Origin of the sequence: Catenulispora sp. MAP12-49 (assembly GCF_041262705.1) — a bacterium.
Classification (GTDB): Bacteria; Actinomycetota; Actinomycetes; order Streptomycetales; family Catenulisporaceae; genus Catenulispora.
In genome coordinates this window covers 1-19,626 of the sequence record NZ_JBGCCP010000036.1, presented here as the reverse complement: position 1 = coordinate 19,626, position 19,626 = coordinate 1, and the positions used below count along the sequence as shown (strand labels likewise).

The following is a 19,626-nucleotide window of genomic DNA, read 5'->3' as shown; positions in this document are numbered from 1 at the left end:
GGCGAACTGGTAGATATCGCCGGCCCTCGGCCGAGCGGGCTGGTATTCACAGCGGTAGCCGTAGCGGCCGGGGCGATCTGCCCCGCGGGGTAGCCGGGAATCCGCTTGCCTGCTCTGCCCGCGGTCCCTGGCGCCGCCAGGCAGAGCACGCCATTCAGCGAAGGCTCCTGCGGCACCTCTACCCGCGCGCCGACATATCCCACGGACCCTGAGCTCACGACACGTCGCAACGTCCGACAGCCGTACTAGCCGATATCGGTGTTGACCCCGGCCTCTGTCAGACGAGTTCGATCTCGATGGCCAGGACGCCGAGGGCTTCCTTCTCGGGTCCGTAGATCCGGCGGATGTTGGCGAGCTGCTGCTCGCGCGGGCTGTCGGGGTTGACCCGTGCGGGTCCCTCGGTGTCGAGCATCTGCTCGAAGGAGGTGTAGCGGGCGACGCGCTTGACGCGGGTCAGGGCGTCGTCGGTGCCGCAGATGAAGCGGATGTGGTCGCCGGCGGCCAGGCTACGCAGGTTGGGGTACTGGACTCGGACCTCGATGGTTTTGCGGCCGGAGGCGACCAGGTCGAAGTAGCGGCGGTAGAGGTTCATCTCGCGGGCGCGCACGCCGCTCTCCGTGTTCGGGCGGGCGTTCATCAGGCGGTCGATCTCCAGGGTCGTGTACGAGCGGTAGAAGTGTTTCGGGTCCGACAGCATTCGACCCACCAACCAGACCATGGCGTCGACGTAGTCGTCGACGGCCCCGGTCCAGGCGGTCGCGTCCAGCATCCAGTCTCGGGCACCCGGCGGGGGAGCCATCCGGCCCTCCCGGATCAGAGACTTGGACAGTTTGGCGCCTGTGTCGGTCAGCACCATGGGGGTGTAGACCCGCGGCGGGGGAGTGAGGCCGGGCAGCTGGGTGAAGGCTTCGTCGACGAGTTGACAGCCGAAGGCCCAGTAGCCGCCCTTGATCATTACCGAGAGCGTCACGCCGTCCCGGGCGGCGACGCGTTCCTTGACGAGGTTCCGGTACAGGGTGGCCAAGTCCAGATAGGCGCGGCTGTCCGGTGTGATGGTCACCTTGTAGTCGCCGTGGTCGGTGCAGACCGCGGCGAAGTCGGCGCCGCCGGAGCCGACGGTGACTAGACGGGTGCGTTCGGCCCGCTTCTCGGCCCAGCCGCACGTCGGGCAGGGGAAGCGCAGGTGGACCTGGCCGTGCGAGGGAGCCAGCGGCCAACGGATCGACTCCAGATGGCCCAGGGTCGCCAGGAACTCGTATCGGAACGCCGGCTCGGCCTGCTGGGTGGTGTAGGTCTCGACCTCGTAGTCGACGCCGGTGGCGTCGGCCAGGGAGTCGAAGAATGCCCGGTAGTACTGCTCGATCAGGCCGTCTACGGCGGCTGCGCCGAGAGCGTGGTGGTAGGTCTGCTGGTAGGCGTGGTGTGTCTCGGGGTCCAGCACCACGTCGTAGGGAGCGTTGTCGAGCGCGCCGAAGCGGACTATCGCGTCGACGTTGAAGGTGCGCTTGGCGGCCTTGGCCAGCAGGAACGCCGCGGTCTGCACCAGGGAGGTGCCCAGGTGCGGGGCGCCGTTGATCTGGGTGCCGACGCAGAACGCGACGCGCTCGGGGCGGGATGCCTGCAGGCGGGGCCGGATCATGTCGATGCTGCGCAGCATCGCGTTGGCCAGGACGTTGTTCGGGCTGACGATCTCCACGGTCTGTTCGAGGGCCACGAGCGTTCTCCTGCGCTGCTAGGCGGTGGGTGCGGACACGTTGGCGAGGATCTGGTCGACGCGCTTGGCGGGGTCGTCGGCCGGGATGAAGATCGGGCGGTACCCGGTGTCGTAGTAGCCCTGGACGATCAGTTCATGGACGCGGCGGATCTCCCGGTCCTGGGCGAACACCAGGTCGTCCTCGGCAGTGAAGGAGTCCAGGGGGTCCAGGACGAACACGGCGTCGTAGCGGTAGATTCTGGCGGCCTCCTCCAGCTCCGGGTATGGAGACAGGCCGAAGAAGGCGTCCCAGCCGTAGCCGTCGGGAATGCCACGGTTGTAGAACCGCAGACCGTGCTTGTGAGCGGCGTATTCCTGCACGAACGCGGCCAGGACTTCACGGGAGTACTCGCGGCGGTCACCGACCTGAAGGTGGCGGCCCAGGCGCTCGCGGTGTGAGCGGTAGATTTCGCGGGCCGGCTCGCCCTCGGTGGCCGGGATCGCACGTTCGGCGAACTCCTCGAGCACGGCCTCCTTGCCGGCGGACGGCCCGCCGGTGATCACGTAACGGCGAGGTGGCCCGGATGCGTCGATCAGTGCGGCGAGGTCCATCAGGATCCTCCTTCTTCGGCGGGGGCCGCGGACGCGGCCAGTTCGGTGCACCAGGCGTCTGCGGCGCTGGCGCAGGAGGTGGCTTGGATGGCTGCCCAGAACTGCTCGGGCCGTTCGGACTGGGAAGAAGCCGCCGTCAACGCGGTGGCGAGCTCGTCGCTGACGGCCGGGTACCAGCCGGCCAGCAGCGCCAGTTCGCCTGGTTCGGTCGGCGGGTCTGCCCCCAGAACGCTCGGACCGTATGCCGCCACGTACGTGGCGGCTGCACGCAGCGTCTGGGCCAGCCGCCACAACGCGGTGCGGGCAGCGTCGGCCGCCTGCTCGGAGTCTGGGCCGCCGGTTCCGGTGGCCACGGCCGCGGCCAACAGTGCGGCCCGTAGCGCGTAGATGCCGGACCACAGCAAGGACAGCGCCTGCTCGTGCTCGGCGGCCTCCCAAGCGAACACGTCGGCCGGCAGCCGCAGGGGCCTTCGGGCCTGGCCCAGGGTCGGCGGGATCGCGCGGCTGCGGAGGTCCTCGCTGTCGGCGTTGAGCATCTCCGCGAGTTGGTCGCAGATCTCCGGTTCAATGCGCTTGCGGAAGTGGTGGACCTCATAGTCGGCTGACGCCGCGGCCTTCGCTCGTCGTTCAGTGAGCGTCAGACCTCTGGCATCGGGAGCGGCGCCGAACAGCAGGCGGGCCGGCACGGCCAGGCGATGGTGGGAGAAGCGGGCGAGCTGCCAACGCAGCAACGAGTCCAGAGCCCGTAGTCGGCTGGCGGGGTCGTCCGGCCACGCGGCGCGCGCGACGACGCCGCGCAGATCGAGCAGGATCGGATCGACTGAGGAGTACTCGGACAGCGGTAGTCCGGTCCGCAGCAGACCACGCAGGACCGTTCCCGAAGCCCGCGGTGCGGTGGTCACTTGAGGCCACCGCTGGGCGTGAAGAAGCTGGTCATGGCATCAGTTAAGCACTGATGCCCAGTAAACGCCCAGCAATTTGCCCAGTAAATGCCCACCATGCCGGGGCGCGCGGGACGTTGACAATGGTCTGTGCACCAGGCCCGGCTCGCCTGCTGCTGGTGCTGACCTGCCATAGCTGGTGCTGTGCGACGCCGAATCGCCAAGGCCGAGAAGCCGTCGACCGGGCCGGCCCGCTCTGTGGCAAACGGGTGGTTTCTTGGCTGCCTTGTCGTGTCGGCGCGCTGCCGCCCGTGTAAGGGTCCTGACGGGTGCTGCAAGATCATTTCCGGGTCGCCAGAGGCCCACGCCCGCTCCCGATCGACGAATGATCTCGTCGTGCGACAGAACGGAATCCCAATGCGAATGCGCACCGCCAAGCTCAGCGCCATGCTCGCCGGCGCGGCCTTCCTCGCCGCCGCGGCACAGCCCGCAGCCCTCGCACAAGCCTCGGTGCCCAGTGCCCGGACCATGGCCTCGGCCGACGAGCCGGCCTACTTCGAGGTCACCGACATCACCCGGGAGACGTACATCGTCAAGCTGGTAGAGCCTGCCGAGATCGAGCACGCCCGCGAGCTGGTGGCTGGTGAGACCACTGACCGGCCGCACCTCATCGGCCGCATCGTCAAGCGGACCGCGCCTTACAGCCCTCGCTGGAGCTACCACCTGCAGCCGGAGTCGGTGCATTTCTTCGACAACGCCATCGAAGTCTGCGACGCCACCATTCCCTACGTCGAGGAGCACCTCGACGAGGCCGGCGGCGCCTTCCTGCCCGGCCTGGTCTGGTGCGACTGGAGCTCGCGGCTGGTGCGTGAGGTCCCCAAGCCCACCCGGGGCTGACCCGCGCTTCTGCCGGACGCCGGTATTCCATTATGTTAATTACTTGATATTCTGCGGCCTCCGAGGCTCGCCGATGCTGGCTGCGCCTGCCGTTAGGCAGGCGCCCCAGAGCTGGAGTGCGGAGCCGAAGCAAGACCGGTTCCGCACTGCAGCGGCACGCGGGAGGGACGGGAACGTGCCTACTCGCTATGCGAGCCGCGTACGAGCCATCGCTGGATGGTCCGCACGCTTACGCCGCACCGGCTGGCCAACTCGGTCGTGTTCGGCCTTGGGGATCCTGTGGCGTCAAGTCCAGCAAGGTAAGCGACCAGTGAGGCGGCCCTCTGGTCGGTCTTCTCTGCTGCCGGGGCCGGCGTTGTTCGCTTCTTTCTGGGTGTGAGGTCTTTTGCGCCGGTCGGCTTTCCAGGCTGCCCGGGTGCTCGCTCGTAGCGTTTGATCAGGTCGCCGCGTCGCCAGTAGCGCAGATTGTGCGCGTTGATGCTGCGTGCCGTAAGGCCGAGGCGGTTGGCCTGGTCGGCGAACACGTCGACTGACACGCCCACCACCGCGGCGGCTTCGAAGTCGTCGAGGAGATCGTCGGGGGAGGCCTCAGGCCGTGGGGGAAGGGGCTGCCCGGCCTTGTGCGCCTCGATCGCTGCCGGATCCCACACGAGGTCTCGTCCTCGGTGAGGATTAAGCGGTTTCGGGAAGCCGGGCTTTTTGAGCACGTGCGCGTTGCGCAGCGTTCCCAGCGTGACGCCGCGGATGCGGGCGACGCCGGCTGCGTTCACGGGCTCGACGCCGGCTGGAATCACCCGCAGCGGTCCTTCCTCATCGGCGATGGCGGCGAACCGCTCAAGGCTTCAGAGCGGCCGGATTACTCCGACCTATACTCAACACCACAGCGCCTCTCAAGGGCTGTAACCGGTCGGGGTCGGCGAGCTTCCACCGCGCGAGCGGACATCTCCGCCGGCCCCGATTTCTTGGCGGCGATCACCGGTGGTGTTCGCCAGCTTCGAGCGTGGCGTCCTCCCCGAGCGCGAGCAAGCCCAGGTGGCATGGTGAGACCGGCATTCAGACACCTGCGTATCCAGGACCTGCGAGTTCCGGCCGTGCGGGTGTCGGCGATCAAGTTTTTCGGGTCTGGCGACGATCACGTGATGCCTGCTGGTCGGCGTGTCGCGCGAGGCGGATCGGCTTCGGATGGCCAGGATGATCCGCGTGCGTATCACAGGGTTTTGATGAACTCCTCTCTCACTTCAAGTCCGTCGCGATCGATCGGATCCAAGCCGACGCGGGCTCGGTGACGTTCTTCGTCCGCCCGGTCGCAACGTCGGCCGCGTGCTCGAGATCGACATGGACACTCACCGGCCGGTCGACGTGCTGCCCGACCGCGAGTCCGAGACCCTGGCCGCCTGGCTGCGCCAGCATCCAGGCGTCGAGATCGTGTGCAGAGACCGCGACACCGGCTATGCCGCCGGCATCCGCGCTGGCGCACCGGACGCGATCCAGGTCGCCGATCGGTTCCACCTGTGGCAGAACCTGTGCAAGGCGGTGAACAAGACCGTCGTCGCGCATCATCCGTGCCTTCGGCAGGCTGTCCGCGACCACGCCTACGCGCAGCCCGACGTGCCGACTTCGGCTCCGATGGCCGAGCCACCCCAGGCCCCGGCACCTCCCCCGCGCCGACACTACCCACTGGCCGACCGCACCCGGCAGCGCTTCACCGACGTCCAGGACTGTCTGGGTCGCGGTCTGTCCCGGGCCGCGACCGCGCGGGAGCTGAGCTTGGACCTGCAGACGGTGCGCCGCTCCGCCAACGCCCAGGCCGTGGAGGAATTACTGGTCAAGGCCGAGAACCGGGCCACCAAGCTGGACGGCTGGCTCGACCTGGTCAACCAGCGCTGGAACGACGGCATTACCAACGCCGCCACGATCCATGCCGAGCTGCGTGAACGCGGCTTCACCGGCGACATCCAGACCGTTCGCCGCTACCTGAAGCCACTGCGCCACCGCGGTGACGGCCGCAAACCCGGACCGGTCCGCAAGGCCCCGGCCGTCCTCGCAGTCCCCAAGCCCGGCCACGTCAGCCGCTGGCTGCTTACCCACCCCGACCACCTCACCGAAGAGAACCTCCTGGAGCTGAAGAAGGCCACAGCGGCGTGCCGTCACCTCGACATCCTCCCCAGCCATATCCGCAACTTCGCAGCGATCATGGCTGAACGGCGCGGGACCAAGGACTTCCTCGCTTGGCTCGACGCTGTCGAGGCCGACGACTTCCCGGCCCTTCACTCCCTGGCCTCCGGCATGCGTCGCGACCTGCCCGCGGTCATCAATGGGCTGACGCTCGAACACAACTCCGGTGCTGTTGAAGGCGCCGTTACACGCTCGACTTTCGCTGTTTTCGCAGGCCTGATCCGGTCAGGCCGCAAGGCCGAGTCCTGCTTGGGCCCAGGTGTGTTGGACAGCCCGGATTTCCGCTGCGGTGGGTTCAGCGGCGGCGATGGGTGAAAATCGGGCGGCGATGATCACCTGGCGGAGCTTGGCAACCATGCCAGCGAACGCCGGCTCGGTCTTAGGACTCCTATCAAAGATGAGTTCGGAGTCGTCGTCAGCAGATGAGGGCGCAGCCCAGCGTGAGGAAGGCCTGGTGGATGTCGTCGCGGATCTCCCAGCGGATGCGCAGGCGGCGGAACCAGTGCAGCAGTGCGAACGTGGCTTCGACGACCCAGCGATGGACGCCAAGGCCGGAGCCGTGGTCGGTACCGCGTCGGGCGATGACCGGGGTGATTCCCATCTCGCGGACCAGCCGGCGGTACTTGTCGTGGTCGTAGCCGCGGTCGGCGAGCACCCGGTCGGGCCGCTGCCGGGGCCGGCCGCGCGTGCCGCGCACAGGCGGGATGGCCTGCAACAGCGGGAGCAACTGGGTGACGTCGTTGCGGTTGCCGCCGGTGGTGATCGCGGCCAGCGGGATGCCGTGGCCATCGACGACCACGTGGTGTTTGCTACCGGTCTTGCCCCGGTCCACCGGGGAGCGGCCGGTGGCCGGCCCGCCTTTCATGGCCCGCAGGTGGCTGGAGTCGACGGCGGCGCGGGAGAAGTCCAGCGCTCCCGCGCCGCGCAGCTCGGCCAGCAGCAGCTCGTGCAGCCGCTGCCAGACTCCGGCGGCGTTCCAGTCCCGCAGCCGTCTCCAGCAGGTCATCCCCGAGCCGTAGCCCAGCTCTTGGGGCAGGAACTCCCAGCGGATCCCGGTGTAGAGCACGAACAGGATGCCGTTCAGGGCCTGTCGGTCATCCAGCCGTGGCCGTCCCGGGTACCGAGGATTGTGCTTGACCTGCGGCAACAACGGCTCGATCCGCTCCCACAGGCCGTCGTCGACCTCCCAGGGCCGACGCGGGGTCTTCTTCTTCGTCTCGGCTGTCTCACACCTCCGGCAGGATCAACGAAGCCTGATACACCCGCATTCCCGCAGGTCAGAGACGCCACTTTTGTTACGAGTCCTTAGAGCCGTACCAGGGCTGGCGTTCGCCGGCGCTCGGCGGCGTCATCGGGGTGGTGTCCGTGCAGCGTGTACCAGATGATGGTGATCGGGTAGCAGTACAAGACAAACGGGGCGGTGTGCTCGACGGCAAGCGGGGTGCGGGCGCGGACCTGGCCTTGGCCGAGGTGTTCGGGGGTCTCGGCGTAGGTCACCTAGTGCGGTGACCGGATTGGTTCGCCGGTTCATGTGTTGTCATGCGGCCAGGGCGAGGTCGCCTCGGGCGTGTCCTCCCCAGCGCAGTCCCTTCTCGCTGCGGACCCGGGCGCGTTCGCGGCGCTGGGCGGCGATCACGTCGGGGTGGCGGCTGTGGGCGTTGCGCCAGGTCAGGTAGGCGTGCAGGTCGCGGGTCTGTACGGCGTGGTGGGAGCGGTGGGAGTGGGCCATGGTGAACTGGCGCAGCGGCCCGAACTGGGCCTCGATCGGGTTGGCCCAGGAGGCGTACGTCGGGGTGAACAACAGCGTGACCTGGTTCGCGGCGGCCCAGGCGCGGATGTCCTTGTTCTTATGCGCCGACAGGTTGTCCAAGATGATGAAGATCTGCTGGTCGGCCGGTCGCGTCCGCCGGATGCTCTTGAGCGCGAGCAGGGTGTTGACCGCGCCCTTGCGGCGCCGGTTGATCCCCCACAGCCGGTCGGCCCCGATGCTGTAGCAGCCGTGGAAGTAGTTCACCCCGTGGGTGCGGTGGTAGGTGGCCGGCAGCCGCCACGGATGCCCGGTGCGGGCCCAGCCGGCCCCGGCCACCGGGCGGATGCCCAGCGGCCCGAACTCGTCGAAGGCGAACGTCGCCTCGGCGTGGTGCTCCAGCGCGTCCTCGATCGCGGCCAGCTTGGCTTCCTTGTGCGGGTCCGGGGACTCCTTCCAGGTACGCGTGCGCTGGAAGGTGACCCCGCGCCGGGACAGCAGCGTGCGCAGCGTCTCACGCCCGATCCGGATCGGGCGGACCGGGTCAGCGGCGAGGTGCGCGGCCAGCTTGCGGATCGACCAGCGGGTGAACGGCGCCCCGGACTTCCCGGGGGTGCTTGCCCGCCACAGCTACGACGTAGTCCTCTTCGTCTTCACTGAGCAGGCGGGCGCGGTGGCCCGCCCACCGAGGGTCCAGGCATCGAAGACCGATCTCGTTGAACGCGTGGATCACATCGCGCACCGTGTCCTCGTCCGCCGCCACCAGCCGCGCGATCGCCGGCACGGTGTTCCCACTGGACGAGGCCAACACGATCATCGCCCGCCGATACCGCACCGCACTGGCCGACCCGCGCCGCACAATCCGCAACAGCCGCTGACCTTCCTGATCGGTCAGCCGCCTGGCTTTCACTCGTTCCGCCATCAGTGCCTTTCCACTCGATGAGACGATCCATCCCACCAAAGCAGGCAACTGCGACAGCTATTCCCGAAGCCGGTGGACCAATCCGGTCACCGCACTAGATGGACCACCTCCAGGCATATCTGGTGATCAGCGCCGCTGCCGTCGTCGTCAGATCGGTGGTGACCAGGGCCAAGTCATAGCCGGTGCCGGTGGCGTCGTCGCGCAGCAGCATGACGCGGACGGTCTGGGTGTGGAAGGGCTGCGGGCAAAAGTGACGCGCGTGGATAAGTCGTATGAAGACGTCGGCCCTGCGGATAGAGCTACTGCTGAGCTCGAGGAGCCGTTCACGTTCGTGATCGATGTGTGCGTGGGTGCCTGGGGCTTGCGGCGCGGCGCAGCGAGCTATCCACAAGATCTACCGCATCTTCGAGGGGACCAGCGAGATCCAGCGCCTCATCATTGCCCGTGCCATCACTGGGCGGTACATCCACTTATCAGGGTCATCCAATAAAAATTTTTGAATCTTTGGCATCATCCTCGAGTTGCTGTAACGCACTTTTGAATGAGTCAAAATTCCCGCCGAATCGATCATTTGTCAACGGGTTCGCAGGCATTTCGAACAGCTCGGAGAAGGCTTTCCAGGTCGCCACGTAATGTGTGCAAATCTGTTTGATGGCGCCGTCGAGGCGAGCCGAGACGGCGGAATCGCAATGCTGCGAACTAGCTAATAGCAGATGACTGCTTTCGATCGGTGAGTTTTGTTGTGAGTATTCCACTAGCTTGTGCAGGCGCCTGAGCCGTACATCAAGTCTGGAGGGGATCTTTTCCGTGCTGACTGTTGCGCCATTGTGGTAGCTGCCGTCGAGCGTGTCGGCAACGATTTTGTCAAATTCCGGAACTTTGGTGGTGATATCAACTTCGATCCGCTTGGCACAGTCGGCGACGCTTTGGATCTTCTTTCTCAATCTTACGCGATCGAGCCAATAACCGGCTGTGTCAGCGGAGACCGTATCTACAAGCTCCCAAATCTGCCCTTCCGTCGTGAACCAGTCACGCGCGGTTTGAATCTCTGGACTCTGGGTATTTCTTTGCCGCCATACCTCTTCCATTATCTTGCCGACTGACTCCAGTAGTTCCCGCTGATAAGCGGATATCTCGATTTTGCATGAGCTCACCCCGGATGCGGAATCGAGCTCGAGTTTGAGATCGGGCGTGGAATGCGGGTATGTCTCTCGCGTGAAGCGTACGAAGATTTTATTGCTGCGCAGTCTGGTCATATCTGGATCGTCGAAGAGAACCCAGGAGCGCTTGATCCTCTTGATGCCGGCTTCTGCTCTCCGCACAGCTTCTTTTAGCTCGTGACAGGCCAAGGTGGCAAGTCGGTCATCGATTCTTTTTGCGGCTCTTTCTTCGGCGTCCGTCGTGATGTGGACTCTGCTTCCCCTTGCTTCTGCGCGATTATCCAGAGCCACTGCGTATGCGCATGCCGCATTGTAATGACCCTGCCAGTATCGATGGAACATCTTTGGTCGCAGGAACGCCTTTTTTAGGCGTTTCTTCAAGTGTTTGATCTCGCGCAACCCCTTCTTCTCATTTGTTTCGCATGTTAGCTTACGCGCCAGACGCTCCATCATCTTTGCCCTGATCTGCACAATGAGGCGCCATCGGCTATAGGTGAATGCCGGGCGAATGAGGCCGCCTGGCTGCTTGAGCCGTACTTTGACGAGTCGCAATTGGGTCCACACGTCTCGGTTCACTCTAAGTGCGCTCCGGTCCAGCGTCGGCCTATCGCCACGATATAAAAGGAACAGGCGGGCGACACGATAGTCCCGGGCGAGCTGGTACATCTCCTGGGCGCTTGCACGTTGGAAGACCAGCGCCACCTCGTTCTCATTCGGTTTCGGCGGATCCGCCTCGTTCTCAATCGGCGGATCAAGGATTTTCCCCAGACTCCGAACAAGGCTTTTCTCCAGCCTCTGCCGATGAAGGCTTTTCTCCAAGCTCTGCCGAACACGGCTTTTCGCCGGGCTCTTAGGATCCGGTTTGAGGTCGCGCGCAGCCCTCCAGTACCGTTCCGCAAAGGCGGGAGTCACGGACTTCCGGATCTCCTGCGCTGTGGTGCCGTTGTTCTCGCACCACTGCTTGGCTGTCATCTCTGAGATGCCCAGGACTACGCCTAATCGGTAGCGCGCCTGCAGCACTCCGGGCTGCTTCCAAAATTGCCACTGGTAAACGGGCCGCGGCAGCCACCAGCGGCAACTCCATAGCTTCTTGTTGTCCTTGACGTGTCCTTGCATGCGCAGATTGAGCGCCCCGTAGTAGGTCTCCAATGCTTCTAAGTACAGCCCCATGCTCTCCTGGGTGGCGCCGATCTGGTTTCGCAGGTGCACGTTCGTCGGGTCCAGATGGACTGCCTCGTAGTACCTGTCGAGCGCCGCGTCGAACTTTCGATCTCGACTGAACTTTTGCGCGCAGTGGTAGGCGGTGAACAGCTCGACCGGAAGGTCGCGGCCGGTCCAATCTCGCCATGGCGGCTTCCTACCGGCCCTTGTGACCGGGAGCAAGGTCGCCACGACCCAATATGCTGCGTTGCTCACCGCCTCCTCCCAGCTCGACTCCCAAATGGTTTCCGCTCGGCTGCCCCGGATCCCGTACGAGGTGACGGTCACGGTCAGACCGAAGTGGGGTTCCTTGTCCCGAAACATCAGGACGCCGCTGACCCGATAGGCGATCTTCGGCCGCAGTTGGCTGGTGAGGCGCAGCAAGCTCGTCCCGAGCTTCTGGGGTTCGAGGTTCACATCCCCAAGCAGATCCAGAAAGCTCTCCGCAGGCGCGCTGGCAGCAAGGCTGGTCGGTGCGAATAAATCGATCTCCGACAGTTGCTTGCGGAACCGGGCGGTCAGGTCGACCACCGACGGTTCGGGCCGGTGCTCAGACTCCGCCGCGACTAGTGGCTGTACGTCCACCGAACCAGGCTTATACGCGTAGTAGTGCAGCATTGCCCATCGCCAGAAGACCAGCGTGAAGCCCAGCAGGATCAAGCACTCGACCCGAATGCCCCACAGCCATCCCGCATGTCCGCCGCCCAGCAATTCGCCGACGCCCCCGGCCCATTGCGCCAGCCAGCCCGATGGCCATCGGGCCCATCCCCACGACTGTAGGGATGCCTCCCACGCACTGTGATGGCTGCCCACCCACCACGGGATCGCAAGCAAGCATGCACCCAGCACCCCTGCTACGAGACTCCAGCGGATTCGATGCGGAAACGGGAGCGGTGAGACCGCCTTGGTGCGCTTTCTGCCGCCGAAGGACATCTTGTGTCACCACTTCCGGTGGACGCTCCTACTAGCCTTTCACCGGGCCCACCGATCGCAACTCGAGTGATCACGTGGCGGAGCTTGGCGGCCATGTCGGCGAAGGCGGGCTCGGTGTTGGCGGTGCACCACGGCTGGCGTTCGCGACGCTCTACGGCGTCAACCGGGTGGTGGCCGTGCAGCACGTACCAGAGCACGGTGATCGTGTATCAGTACAGCGCAAACGGGGTGGTGCGCTCGATGCCGAGCCGAGTGCGGTTGCGGGCCTGACCGGCACCGAGGTGTTCGTGGGCTTCCTCGAAGGTGACCTCGATGGACCAGCGCCAGGCGTATCTGGTGATCGGGTCCGCAGCGGTCGTGACGGGGTCGGTGGTGACCAGGGCCAGGTCGTAGTCGGTGTCGGTGGCGTGGTCGCGCAGCAGGATCACGCGGACGGTCTGGGTATGGAACGAGCCGTACCACAGGCATCTGATCTCGGCGATGCAGACCGTGTCGGTGCAGCCTTAACGTCTGACCTGCGCGGTGGTGAACTTCGTGGTCTTGGCCAGGTCGGCGGGAGTGCCCAGGCGGGTGCTTGAGCTTTCGGCTGGCCGCGCTTGCCGGTCGGAGGCGGCGCGAGGTCGAACAGTACGGCGTTGGCCGGGAGCCTGGTGGTGAAGGTGATCTGGGTAGGCGAATGGCGTAGCGCCGGGCCGTGGTAGGCGGCATCGGCCACGACGTGCATCGTGCGGTCGCGGTCCCATCCGGCCAGCAGTTCGACCAGGGCGGCGGCGATGTCCACCTTCGACACGCCGGTCTTGGGCCGCCATAGCCGCGCGGCCGCCGGCAGGCATTTCGGCCGGGTGAGGAACGGCAGTTCGACGATGATCCCCAGCACCACGAAACAGATCCCGTACCCGACCGGCTTGTCCCCGCGCGCGGCGCCGTCGTGCTGCCAGGCCGCGCCGAACACCTTCTTCCCCCGCTTCTTGAACAGGGTGTCGTCGATGGCGGCGGTCAGCGCCGCATCGGCGTGCAGCAGCGTTCTAATGATCAGCCGGGAGAGGTACATCCCCAGCGTGTCGGGGCTCCAGGCTGCGCGGGACAAAAACGTGTGCGCCCGGTCGTGTGGCCATGAGCATGCCAGCCCCGCGGCGGTCAGCATCCCGGTCACCGTCCCGGCCCCGGTGCTCGCGACCAGCCCCGGCACCAACGCGGTGAAGGTGGCAAAGCTCGGCGCAGTGAACACCCACCGCAAGTTCTCCAGCACCGCCAACAGCGATGCCGGTAACGTCGGACCAGGAAGCATCGGCAGGCTCCTCTTCGGAGGTGGCATCAACACCGCCGATGCTTCTGTGGCGTTCCAGGCGATCAGCCCGCAACCACCCCAAACTGCCTGATCAGGCGCAACAGATCAACCCTGCGAGAACAGCGAAAGCCGAGTTACACGCGTCAAAGCGCTCAAACGGCAGTGCTACGGGAGGGCGAAGTTTGATCTCCTGCGGCTTCGCATACTTTTGACCCCTAAACCCGACGGGGCTGGCCAGGCATGGCAAACTCACAACATGCCTATGCCGGACTCCCTCACGCGTCTTGTCGCACTGATGTCGCCACCGGAACGGGCCGCGTCCACCGACTGGGACGAAATGGCGCGAACGTGGGGAACCCGATTCCCGGCGGACTTCAGGGGCTTCATCGATACCTACGGCCCCGGCACCATCTGCGGTTTCCTGTTTGTCGGTCGGTGCTTCGGTCCCCCGAGCCTTGAGGACTGCATCGACGTCGAGGCCGGCGATCGTCCGTTTCCCGAGCCGGGCGGCCTTCTCGCTTGGGGCGGTACCGTCACCGGCGACGCATGCTACTTCAAAACGGCTGAGAACCCCGAGGACTGGCGGGTCGTCATCTGGCGCCGTCATCATGCGTTCACGGAGCCGACATCCCGGGAGTATCCATACGGGCTGGTGGAGCTCCTGCTTCGGATATTCGACGCAGAGCTTCCTCGCCAGCCATTCAGCGGCGACGATCTTTGGGGACGTCAGCACAGCCCCACATTCGAACCCGACGAACTCTTTCCTCGCTGAACGCGAGCATCACGTGATCGCCGACAGAGCCGAATAACTCGATCGTTCACAGCGCGAAAGCCGTTGGCGGACTCGCGGTGAGGGATGGAAGGGTTTCCAAGGTGGCAATCTTCCTGGTGACTGGCATCCAAGCGGCGGGCAAGTCCACGGTCGCACAGTTGCTTGCCGAGCAGCTGGAGAAGTCCATGCACGTGCGTGGTGACCTGTTCCGGCGGATGGTGGTCAACGGCCGCGTGGAGATGGGACCTTCTGATCCGCCGGCTGAAGCGGTTCGCCAACTTCGCCTCCGCTACGCGCTCGCAGCTCAGGTCGCCGATGGATATGCCGACGCTGGTTTCAACGTGGTGCTGCAGGACATCGTGCTCGGCGCCTACCTGACTGACATGGTCACAGCGATCCGGACCCGGCCGTGCTACGTCGTGGTCCTCGCACCGAGTGCTGCTGTGGTGCAGGAGCGCGACGAGGCTCGCCGAGCGGCGCGAGGGAAGGTCGCTTACAGGCCGGGCGACGAAGGCGTGGCCGAGCTCGATGCGTACCTCCGTCGGGAGACGCCGCGCATCGGCCTGTGGCTGGATACCTCGGAACTGACGGTCGAACAGACCGTCGAGGAGATCCTTGCCAGGGCCCCTGGCGAAGCCGCAGTCTGACAATTTCGGCATCCAGGCGTAGGCCTGTGGTGAACAAAGGCGTGGGGCCGGAGAACTTCTCCGGCCCCACGCCTTTGTTCGGACGTCAGCTCAGCCTGATGTAGGCCCGTGTTTCCGTGAGCTCGTGGAGAACGCGTTCCGAACACTTTCGGAGGGCTGCGACGTCGAAGTCGCTCTCGATGTTCAGCATCTCGGCGAACCACTGGCCCGAGACCATCTCGCGGACGCGTTCGGCCAGTGTGTTGGGAGCCGCGCGTAGGGATCGCATTGCCAGGCGATCGGCCAGGTCCCAGCGGCCCAGGCTGAGCGCGCACCAGCCCGCGACGCTCAGGGCCGCGGCGGCGGCCGGGCCTTCGTTGAAAGCCATCCTGGCGAGTCCGAGCGTCAGCGCCAGGACCCGGCGCGCTCCCTCTTCGGTGATGGCGAACGTGGCGAGGTAGTCCCGTGCTACCGCGTCTTCGCCGATGCGGCGCAAGACGGTCGCGGACCACGGGTGGCCCCCGATCAGGTGGCCCGGGGTCTCGCTGAAGACTACGCGGTCGGTTGCTGCGCGGTCTTCGATCGGGAGCAGGGTCATGAGGATGACCTCCTGCTCGCTTCTCGGCATGGCCTGTGTCGTGTTCTGGTTCATGTGGTGTCCCTTCTCAAGGCTGTGACCTGACTTGTCGCGTTGGCTTCCATCTCTCGGCGACATGTTGAATATACCCATGAAAGTTCATGTCGAGGTGCGGTGCGGGCAAGATTCACTCGGGTGGACGATCGCCTATGCGTTAGCTGGGGTGCGCTCAAGTGGCTGCACGTGCGCTGTCCGCTTACCGTGGTGAACGTGGCGCGACGAAGTGGAGCATCAGCGCGGACCGTGGCGCTGACAAAGGCGCAGGAAGCAGTGGCGCAGCGAGATGCGGAACGCATCAGGCGGGAGAAGCAGCTCGAAGCGGTTCTGGCTGACTACTACCAGGCGCAGGGCGAAGTGGAGCGGATCCACACGAGCGCCGATGTGGCTGCGGCGCCGTTCGAGGCGAGGATCGGCGAGGCAGTGCGCTCCCTGGACCGGTTGGGCGAGACCCGGGCCGGCATTGCCGGGCTGACTGGCCTTTCGCTGCCGCGGGTGCGCGACTACCTCGCCGACGTGGCTTCGAATGCGGCGCGCGTTGAGGGATCAGCGGGCGCGAGCGCGTGCTGAATACCCCAATGGCCCGCGGGGAGCAAACGCCTGCCAGCGTGCCGGTCCCGGCCTCTGAGGCCGCTGAGCTTAGGTTCGGGCCTGGAACTGCGCCGCTTCTTCTAGGCCGGGTCGGCGGGAAGTGGTTCACGTGATCTTGCGCGGCCGGTTCCTGCCAAGTGGCTTGAGGGCATGAGTGACGCAGTGCTACTGGGTGGCACGTGACGTGGTCAGGGTAGGCCGAGCGGCACGGTGGACATGATCTTGACAGCTCTCCGGAGGGCATTTTGCCGAGTGTTTGTCGCACGGCGAAAGATCAAGCAAGCGGTGACCGCTAAGCGAGCCCGGGTCGAATGGCTGACCTGAGGGCCTCAACCACCCGCTCGAGCACTGATGGCTGCAAGGCGAACCTTCACTCGTTCAATGTCGAGGCGCAGGCCGAGCCGTTCGTAGATCACAAAGGCTTCGCGTAGGTACATGGTGCCTTGGGCGGGGTTACCCGTGGCGAGATGGTGTTCCGCGATGCCTTCGAGGGAGCAGGCTACGTCGTCGGGCTTGTTCAGTTCGCGGTTCATGGCCAGGGCCTGTTGGTAGAGGGCGAGTGCGTGGGTGCGATTGCCAGTGGCGGCAATCGTCGCGGCGTAATCGTTCAAGGCATAGGACTCGTTACCGCGGTGGCCGGTCTGGCGGTAGATCTCTAGGGCTCGTTCCTGAATGTGTAAGGCTCCCGGGAGATCTCCAGTCAGGAATCGCACTCGCCCCAGATCATTAAGGAGGTCGGCCTCGCCGACCGTGAAACCGAGCTGACGTACGATCTCTAGAGCCTGGGTGAAGGCTTCTGTAGCGCCCGGATAGTCATCGTTCGAAAGCCGGACATGCCCTAGGCCGTCCAAAGCCGCAGCAACTCCATGAGGGCTGCCAATCTGATGGTGGATCTGCATGGCCCGCTCCAGGGCGTGCGCAGCTTTTAGAGTGTCTCCGGTCGCATGCCACACACGCCCAAGTAGGGACAACGCGGTGGCTTCGCCCTGGCGGTTGCTGGTCTGTTCGGAGAGTTCAAGTGCCCGCGCTCCAGCATCTGCGGCTTCTGGGTAGTCCCCGGTCAAATAGCACACGTGCCCGAGGGTGGTCAGTGCGGCGGCGCGTGCATCGGGTTGGTCGAGACGTGCGGCCGCATCGGCGGCGGCTCGGTGGATCTCGATGTCACTCGGCCAGGCGCCTTCGGAGAACCAGATTTCGGAGAGTCCTGCTGCCAGAGAGATCGTGTGCTCGTCGAGGCCATGGGCGTGAGCGTGGGCGAAGGCGGCTTGGACGTTGGGGCGTTCGGCGCGTAGCCAGGCTCGGGCAGCAAGATGGTCCGCGAGGTTGGGGGCCTCCGCTGGCGGCGGCTGGTTCGGTGTGGGTTGTGACGGGCGCGAGATGGCTAGGGACGCGGCCCGAGCCGCTTTGGCAGTGTGGGCGTAGAAGTGCAGTAGCCGGTCGAGGGCTGCCTCGCGTTGTTCATCGGGATCGCTGGTCTTGGAATGGGAGCGAGCGTAGAAGCGGATCAGATCGTGCAAGCCGTAGCGGCGGTAGCCGGGTTCGGTCACCAGGTTGTCGCCATGCAGCCCATCCAGGTGTGCCCGGGCCTGGGCAAGGCCGGTTCCTGTGAGGGCTGCCGCGGCGTAAGCGTCCAGATCGCTACCCGGGTGCAGGGCCAGAAGACGAAGAAAGCGCCGCCGGGTCCGAGTTAGCGCCAGGTAGGACAGGTCGAATGCCGCTTCGACGGTGTGCTGTTCCGCACCGAGATTCAAGAGCCGGACTCGGGTCTCCTCGATCAGCTCGCTCACGGACCACGCTCGATGCCTGGTGTAGACGCGTGCGAGCAAGCTGATCGCCAGCGGCAGGCATCCGGCCAGGGTGACCAAATGGGCCACCTGTTCCTCGTCGCCTTCTCCACGCGGGGCAAGACGAAGGAACATCGCCACCGCATCTTGGAGCGGCAAGGCGTCCAGAAAGACCTCCGTCACGGGATAGGGCAGGTCGCCGAGGTGCCGGCGGCTGGTAATCAGTACCAGACTGCCCTCGCCGGCAGGCATCAGTGGGACAACCTGGGCGCTGCAAGCGGCGTTGTCCAACACCAGCAGCACTCGCCGACCGGCCATCCGGGCACGCCAGAGCGACGTGAGTTCCTCCAAGCCGGTGGGCAGTTGCAGTGGGTCCAGGCCGTCGCTGGTCAGGAATCCCGCGAGAGTGGCGGCCGGATCGGCCGGCGCCCGGCCGGCAGTGTGCGAATGTAGGTCGACGAATAGCTGCCCATCCGGGAATCGGTCAGCCAACAGGTGGGCGACGTGTACGGCCAGTGCGGTCTTGCCCACTCCCGGCATCCCGTCGATCGCATGAATCGACACCAACCCGCCGCCTGCTGCCGAAGCCGCCACGTGCGCAGCGATTTCATCGATCTCGGCTTCACGGCCGGTGAACGCGGCCGTATCCGGTGGAAGCGATTTGAAGGCTACGCCCGTAGCGTCGGGCGGCAAGTGCCGGTTCCCCAGAAGCACCAATATCTGGTCCAACGAACCCTGCACTTGGCTGCGGTGCTCTGCTTGCGCCTGGTTCTCTGCGTGCTGGATAACCGTAGCCCGTTGCAGGTCGCGAATCCCGTTTCGCACTCCGTCGAGCAGTCCCGCGAACTCGTCGAACCGCCCACCCAGCAACGCCACGCTCTCAGCGACCGCGATCTGCAGGTCCACGTCACCTTCGGCCAACGTTTCCAACAGCACCTGCTGCGCCCCACGCTCGCTCAATATGTGGGCTACCGCGTCACGCAACGTGGCCGCCTCCGGCCCGCCCCCGGCCATCCGCGCCTCGAGCTCGATCGCCACGGCCAGTTCCAGGTCTGCCGGTTCCCCGACGCCTTCCTGCGACCGCTGACTGACGGTGCTGATGATCACATCGGCCAGCACGTTTGAACCTATGGACCCGGCGGTGGCCAACCATGCGGCAATTGCCGGACCGATTGTTTGGCCCACCAACGCCACCGGGGCGACTGCGCTGGCGCACAACACCGCGATGAGCGACAGGCCCGAGACGCGCCGCACTACGCTGGCACGCGCCCCTAACTCTCGCAGCGCACGAAGCATCCGCCCACGTGCAACATCGGGCACGTCCGCCTGTCCATGTGCAGTCATCGAGCCTCCCCACGCACGCCCGACACCCTATCGATGAACCCTGAGTCTCCTCTCCAGCCGTCACCGCCTGTCAAGGAGTGAGCGGTGGCTCGAACACCCCTACGTCGCGAGTCAACGCAACGACGTCCGCCGGTCGGTCTCCGATCGCGCGCAGGTGCTTCATATGTGGAAGCGGATGCGGGATCCTGAACTGACTTGATCGCCGATCGAGGCAGGTCGGCATCGGTACGGCGCCGCCGACACTGCTCCCGTTATGGCCGCCTCGGTGTAGATGGTCACGTCCGCTGGTGTGGTGTAACTGACCTTGAGCTGGGCTCTAGCGCGTTGGGAGCCATCGCAGGACGTTCGTAGGGAAGTGTTCGAAGTT

At 65.5% G+C, this 19,626-nt stretch carries 15 protein-coding genes and 3 pseudogenes; 6 read left to right on the top strand and 12 right to left on the bottom strand.

Annotation, left to right across the window (positions count from 1 at the left end; genetic code table 11):
- Nucleotides 1-277: 277 nt before the first annotated feature.
- From ABIA35_RS40115 to ABIA35_RS40105, 3 genes are all read right to left on the bottom strand, one after another.
- Nucleotides 278-637: an ASCH domain-containing protein gene (locus ABIA35_RS40115; RefSeq protein WP_370361458.1), complete on the bottom strand. Its 360-nt coding sequence runs from the start codon at nt 635-637 to the stop codon at nt 278-280.
- A gap of 1,095 nt (nt 638-1,732) precedes the next feature.
- Nucleotides 1,733-2,305 (bottom strand): AAA family ATPase, encoded by a 573-nt coding sequence (locus tag ABIA35_RS40110; protein ID WP_370361412.1) that lies wholly within the window; start codon nt 2,303-2,305, stop codon nt 1,733-1,735.
- Nucleotides 2,305-3,207, bottom strand: coding sequence for a hypothetical protein (locus ABIA35_RS40105; protein WP_370361411.1), 903 nt, complete (start codon nt 3,205-3,207; stop codon nt 2,305-2,307). The genes ABIA35_RS40110 and ABIA35_RS40105 overlap by 1 nt, the downstream gene beginning before the upstream one ends.
- A gap of 396 nt (nt 3,208-3,603) precedes the next feature.
- Here ABIA35_RS40105 and ABIA35_RS40100 point away from each other — a divergent pair, with 396 nt between their 5' ends.
- Nucleotides 3,604-4,083: a calmodulin-binding protein gene (locus ABIA35_RS40100; protein WP_370361410.1), complete on the top strand. Its 480-nt coding sequence runs from the start codon at nt 3,604-3,606 to the stop codon at nt 4,081-4,083.
- A gap of 179 nt (nt 4,084-4,262) precedes the next feature.
- Here the strand turns inward: ABIA35_RS40100 and ABIA35_RS40095 are convergent, their stop codons facing one another.
- Nucleotides 4,263-4,877, bottom strand: a complete 615-nt coding sequence (locus ABIA35_RS40095; RefSeq protein WP_370347829.1) for a hypothetical protein — start codon at nt 4,875-4,877, stop codon at nt 4,263-4,265.
- 526 nt (nt 4,878-5,403) lie between these two features.
- Here ABIA35_RS40095 and ABIA35_RS40090 point away from each other — a divergent pair.
- Nucleotides 5,404-6,573 carry a transposase gene (locus ABIA35_RS40090; RefSeq protein ID WP_370347827.1) on the top strand — a complete coding sequence of 390 codons (1,170 nt, stop codon included), beginning with the start codon at nt 5,404-5,406 and terminating at the stop codon, nt 6,571-6,573.
- Between the two features lie 100 nt (nt 6,574-6,673).
- Here the strand turns inward: ABIA35_RS40090 and ABIA35_RS40085 are convergent.
- The 3 genes and pseudogenes from ABIA35_RS40085 to ABIA35_RS40075 all read right to left on the bottom strand — a co-directional run.
- Nucleotides 6,674-7,441 (bottom strand): annotated as a pseudogene (locus ABIA35_RS40085) (IS5 family transposase); the annotation flags it as partial.
- Between the two features lie 122 nt (nt 7,442-7,563).
- Nucleotides 7,564-7,755, bottom strand: a complete 192-nt coding sequence (locus ABIA35_RS40080) for a hypothetical protein (RefSeq protein ID WP_370361409.1) — start codon at nt 7,753-7,755, stop codon at nt 7,564-7,566.
- A gap of 40 nt (nt 7,756-7,795) precedes the next feature.
- Nucleotides 7,796-8,927, bottom strand: a pseudogene (locus ABIA35_RS40075) (IS630 family transposase).
- A 389-nt stretch (nt 8,928-9,316) separates the two neighbouring features.
- Here ABIA35_RS40075 and ABIA35_RS40070 point away from each other — a divergent pair.
- Nucleotides 9,317-9,427: pseudogene (locus tag ABIA35_RS40070) on the top strand (acyl-CoA dehydrogenase family protein); the annotation flags it as partial.
- Here ABIA35_RS40070 and ABIA35_RS40065 read toward each other — a convergent pair.
- The 3 genes from ABIA35_RS40065 to ABIA35_RS40055 all read right to left on the bottom strand — a co-directional run bounded on the left by ABIA35_RS40065 (nt 9,407) and on the right by ABIA35_RS40055 (nt 13,469).
- Entirely contained in the window at nt 9,407-12,220 is a 2,814-nt protein-coding gene (locus ABIA35_RS40065) for a hypothetical protein (RefSeq protein WP_370361408.1), read from the bottom strand. The pseudogene ABIA35_RS40070 and the gene ABIA35_RS40065 sit on opposite strands and share 21 nt — an antisense overlap.
- A 209-nt stretch (nt 12,221-12,429) precedes the next feature.
- The gene (locus tag ABIA35_RS40060) at nt 12,430-12,648 is read right to left on the bottom strand and encodes a hypothetical protein (RefSeq protein ID WP_370342773.1); all 219 of its coding nucleotides are present in this window, start codon (nt 12,646-12,648) and stop codon (nt 12,430-12,432) included.
- A complete protein-coding gene (locus ABIA35_RS40055) occupies nt 12,645-13,469 on the bottom strand; it encodes a transposase (RefSeq protein ID WP_370343029.1) in 825 nt (274 codons plus the stop codon). The genes ABIA35_RS40060 and ABIA35_RS40055 overlap by 4 nt, the downstream gene beginning before the upstream one ends.
- A gap of 295 nt (nt 13,470-13,764) precedes the next feature.
- On the opposite strand from ABIA35_RS40055, the gene ABIA35_RS40050 reads away from it, so the two are divergent.
- Together ABIA35_RS40050 and ABIA35_RS40045 are read left to right on the top strand one after the other, a co-directional pair.
- The gene (locus tag ABIA35_RS40050; protein WP_370342774.1) at nt 13,765-14,280 is read left to right on the top strand and encodes an SMI1/KNR4 family protein; all 516 of its coding nucleotides are present in this window, start codon (nt 13,765-13,767) and stop codon (nt 14,278-14,280) included.
- Between the two features lie 101 nt (nt 14,281-14,381).
- Complete coding sequence (locus tag ABIA35_RS40045) at nt 14,382-14,927, top strand: AAA family ATPase (protein ID WP_370342775.1); 546 nt, start codon at nt 14,382-14,384, stop codon at nt 14,925-14,927.
- A gap of 85 nt (nt 14,928-15,012) precedes the next feature.
- Here the strand turns inward: ABIA35_RS40045 and ABIA35_RS40040 are convergent, their stop codons facing one another.
- Entirely contained in the window at nt 15,013-15,504 is a 492-nt protein-coding gene (locus ABIA35_RS40040) for a hypothetical protein (RefSeq protein WP_370342776.1), read from the bottom strand.
- Nucleotides 15,505-15,786: 282 nt separating this feature from the next.
- Between ABIA35_RS40040 and ABIA35_RS40035 the strand changes: the two genes are divergently transcribed.
- Nucleotides 15,787-16,110, top strand: a complete 324-nt coding sequence (locus tag ABIA35_RS40035; protein WP_370342777.1) for a hypothetical protein — start codon at nt 15,787-15,789, stop codon at nt 16,108-16,110.
- Nucleotides 16,111-16,460: 350 nt separating this feature from the next.
- On the opposite strand, the gene ABIA35_RS40030 is transcribed toward ABIA35_RS40035, so the two are convergent.
- Nucleotides 16,461-19,259 carry a tetratricopeptide repeat protein gene (locus ABIA35_RS40030; RefSeq protein ID WP_370361407.1) on the bottom strand — a complete coding sequence of 933 codons (2,799 nt, stop codon included), beginning with the start codon at nt 19,257-19,259 and terminating at the stop codon, nt 16,461-16,463.
- Nucleotides 19,260-19,626 lie beyond the last annotated feature (367 nt).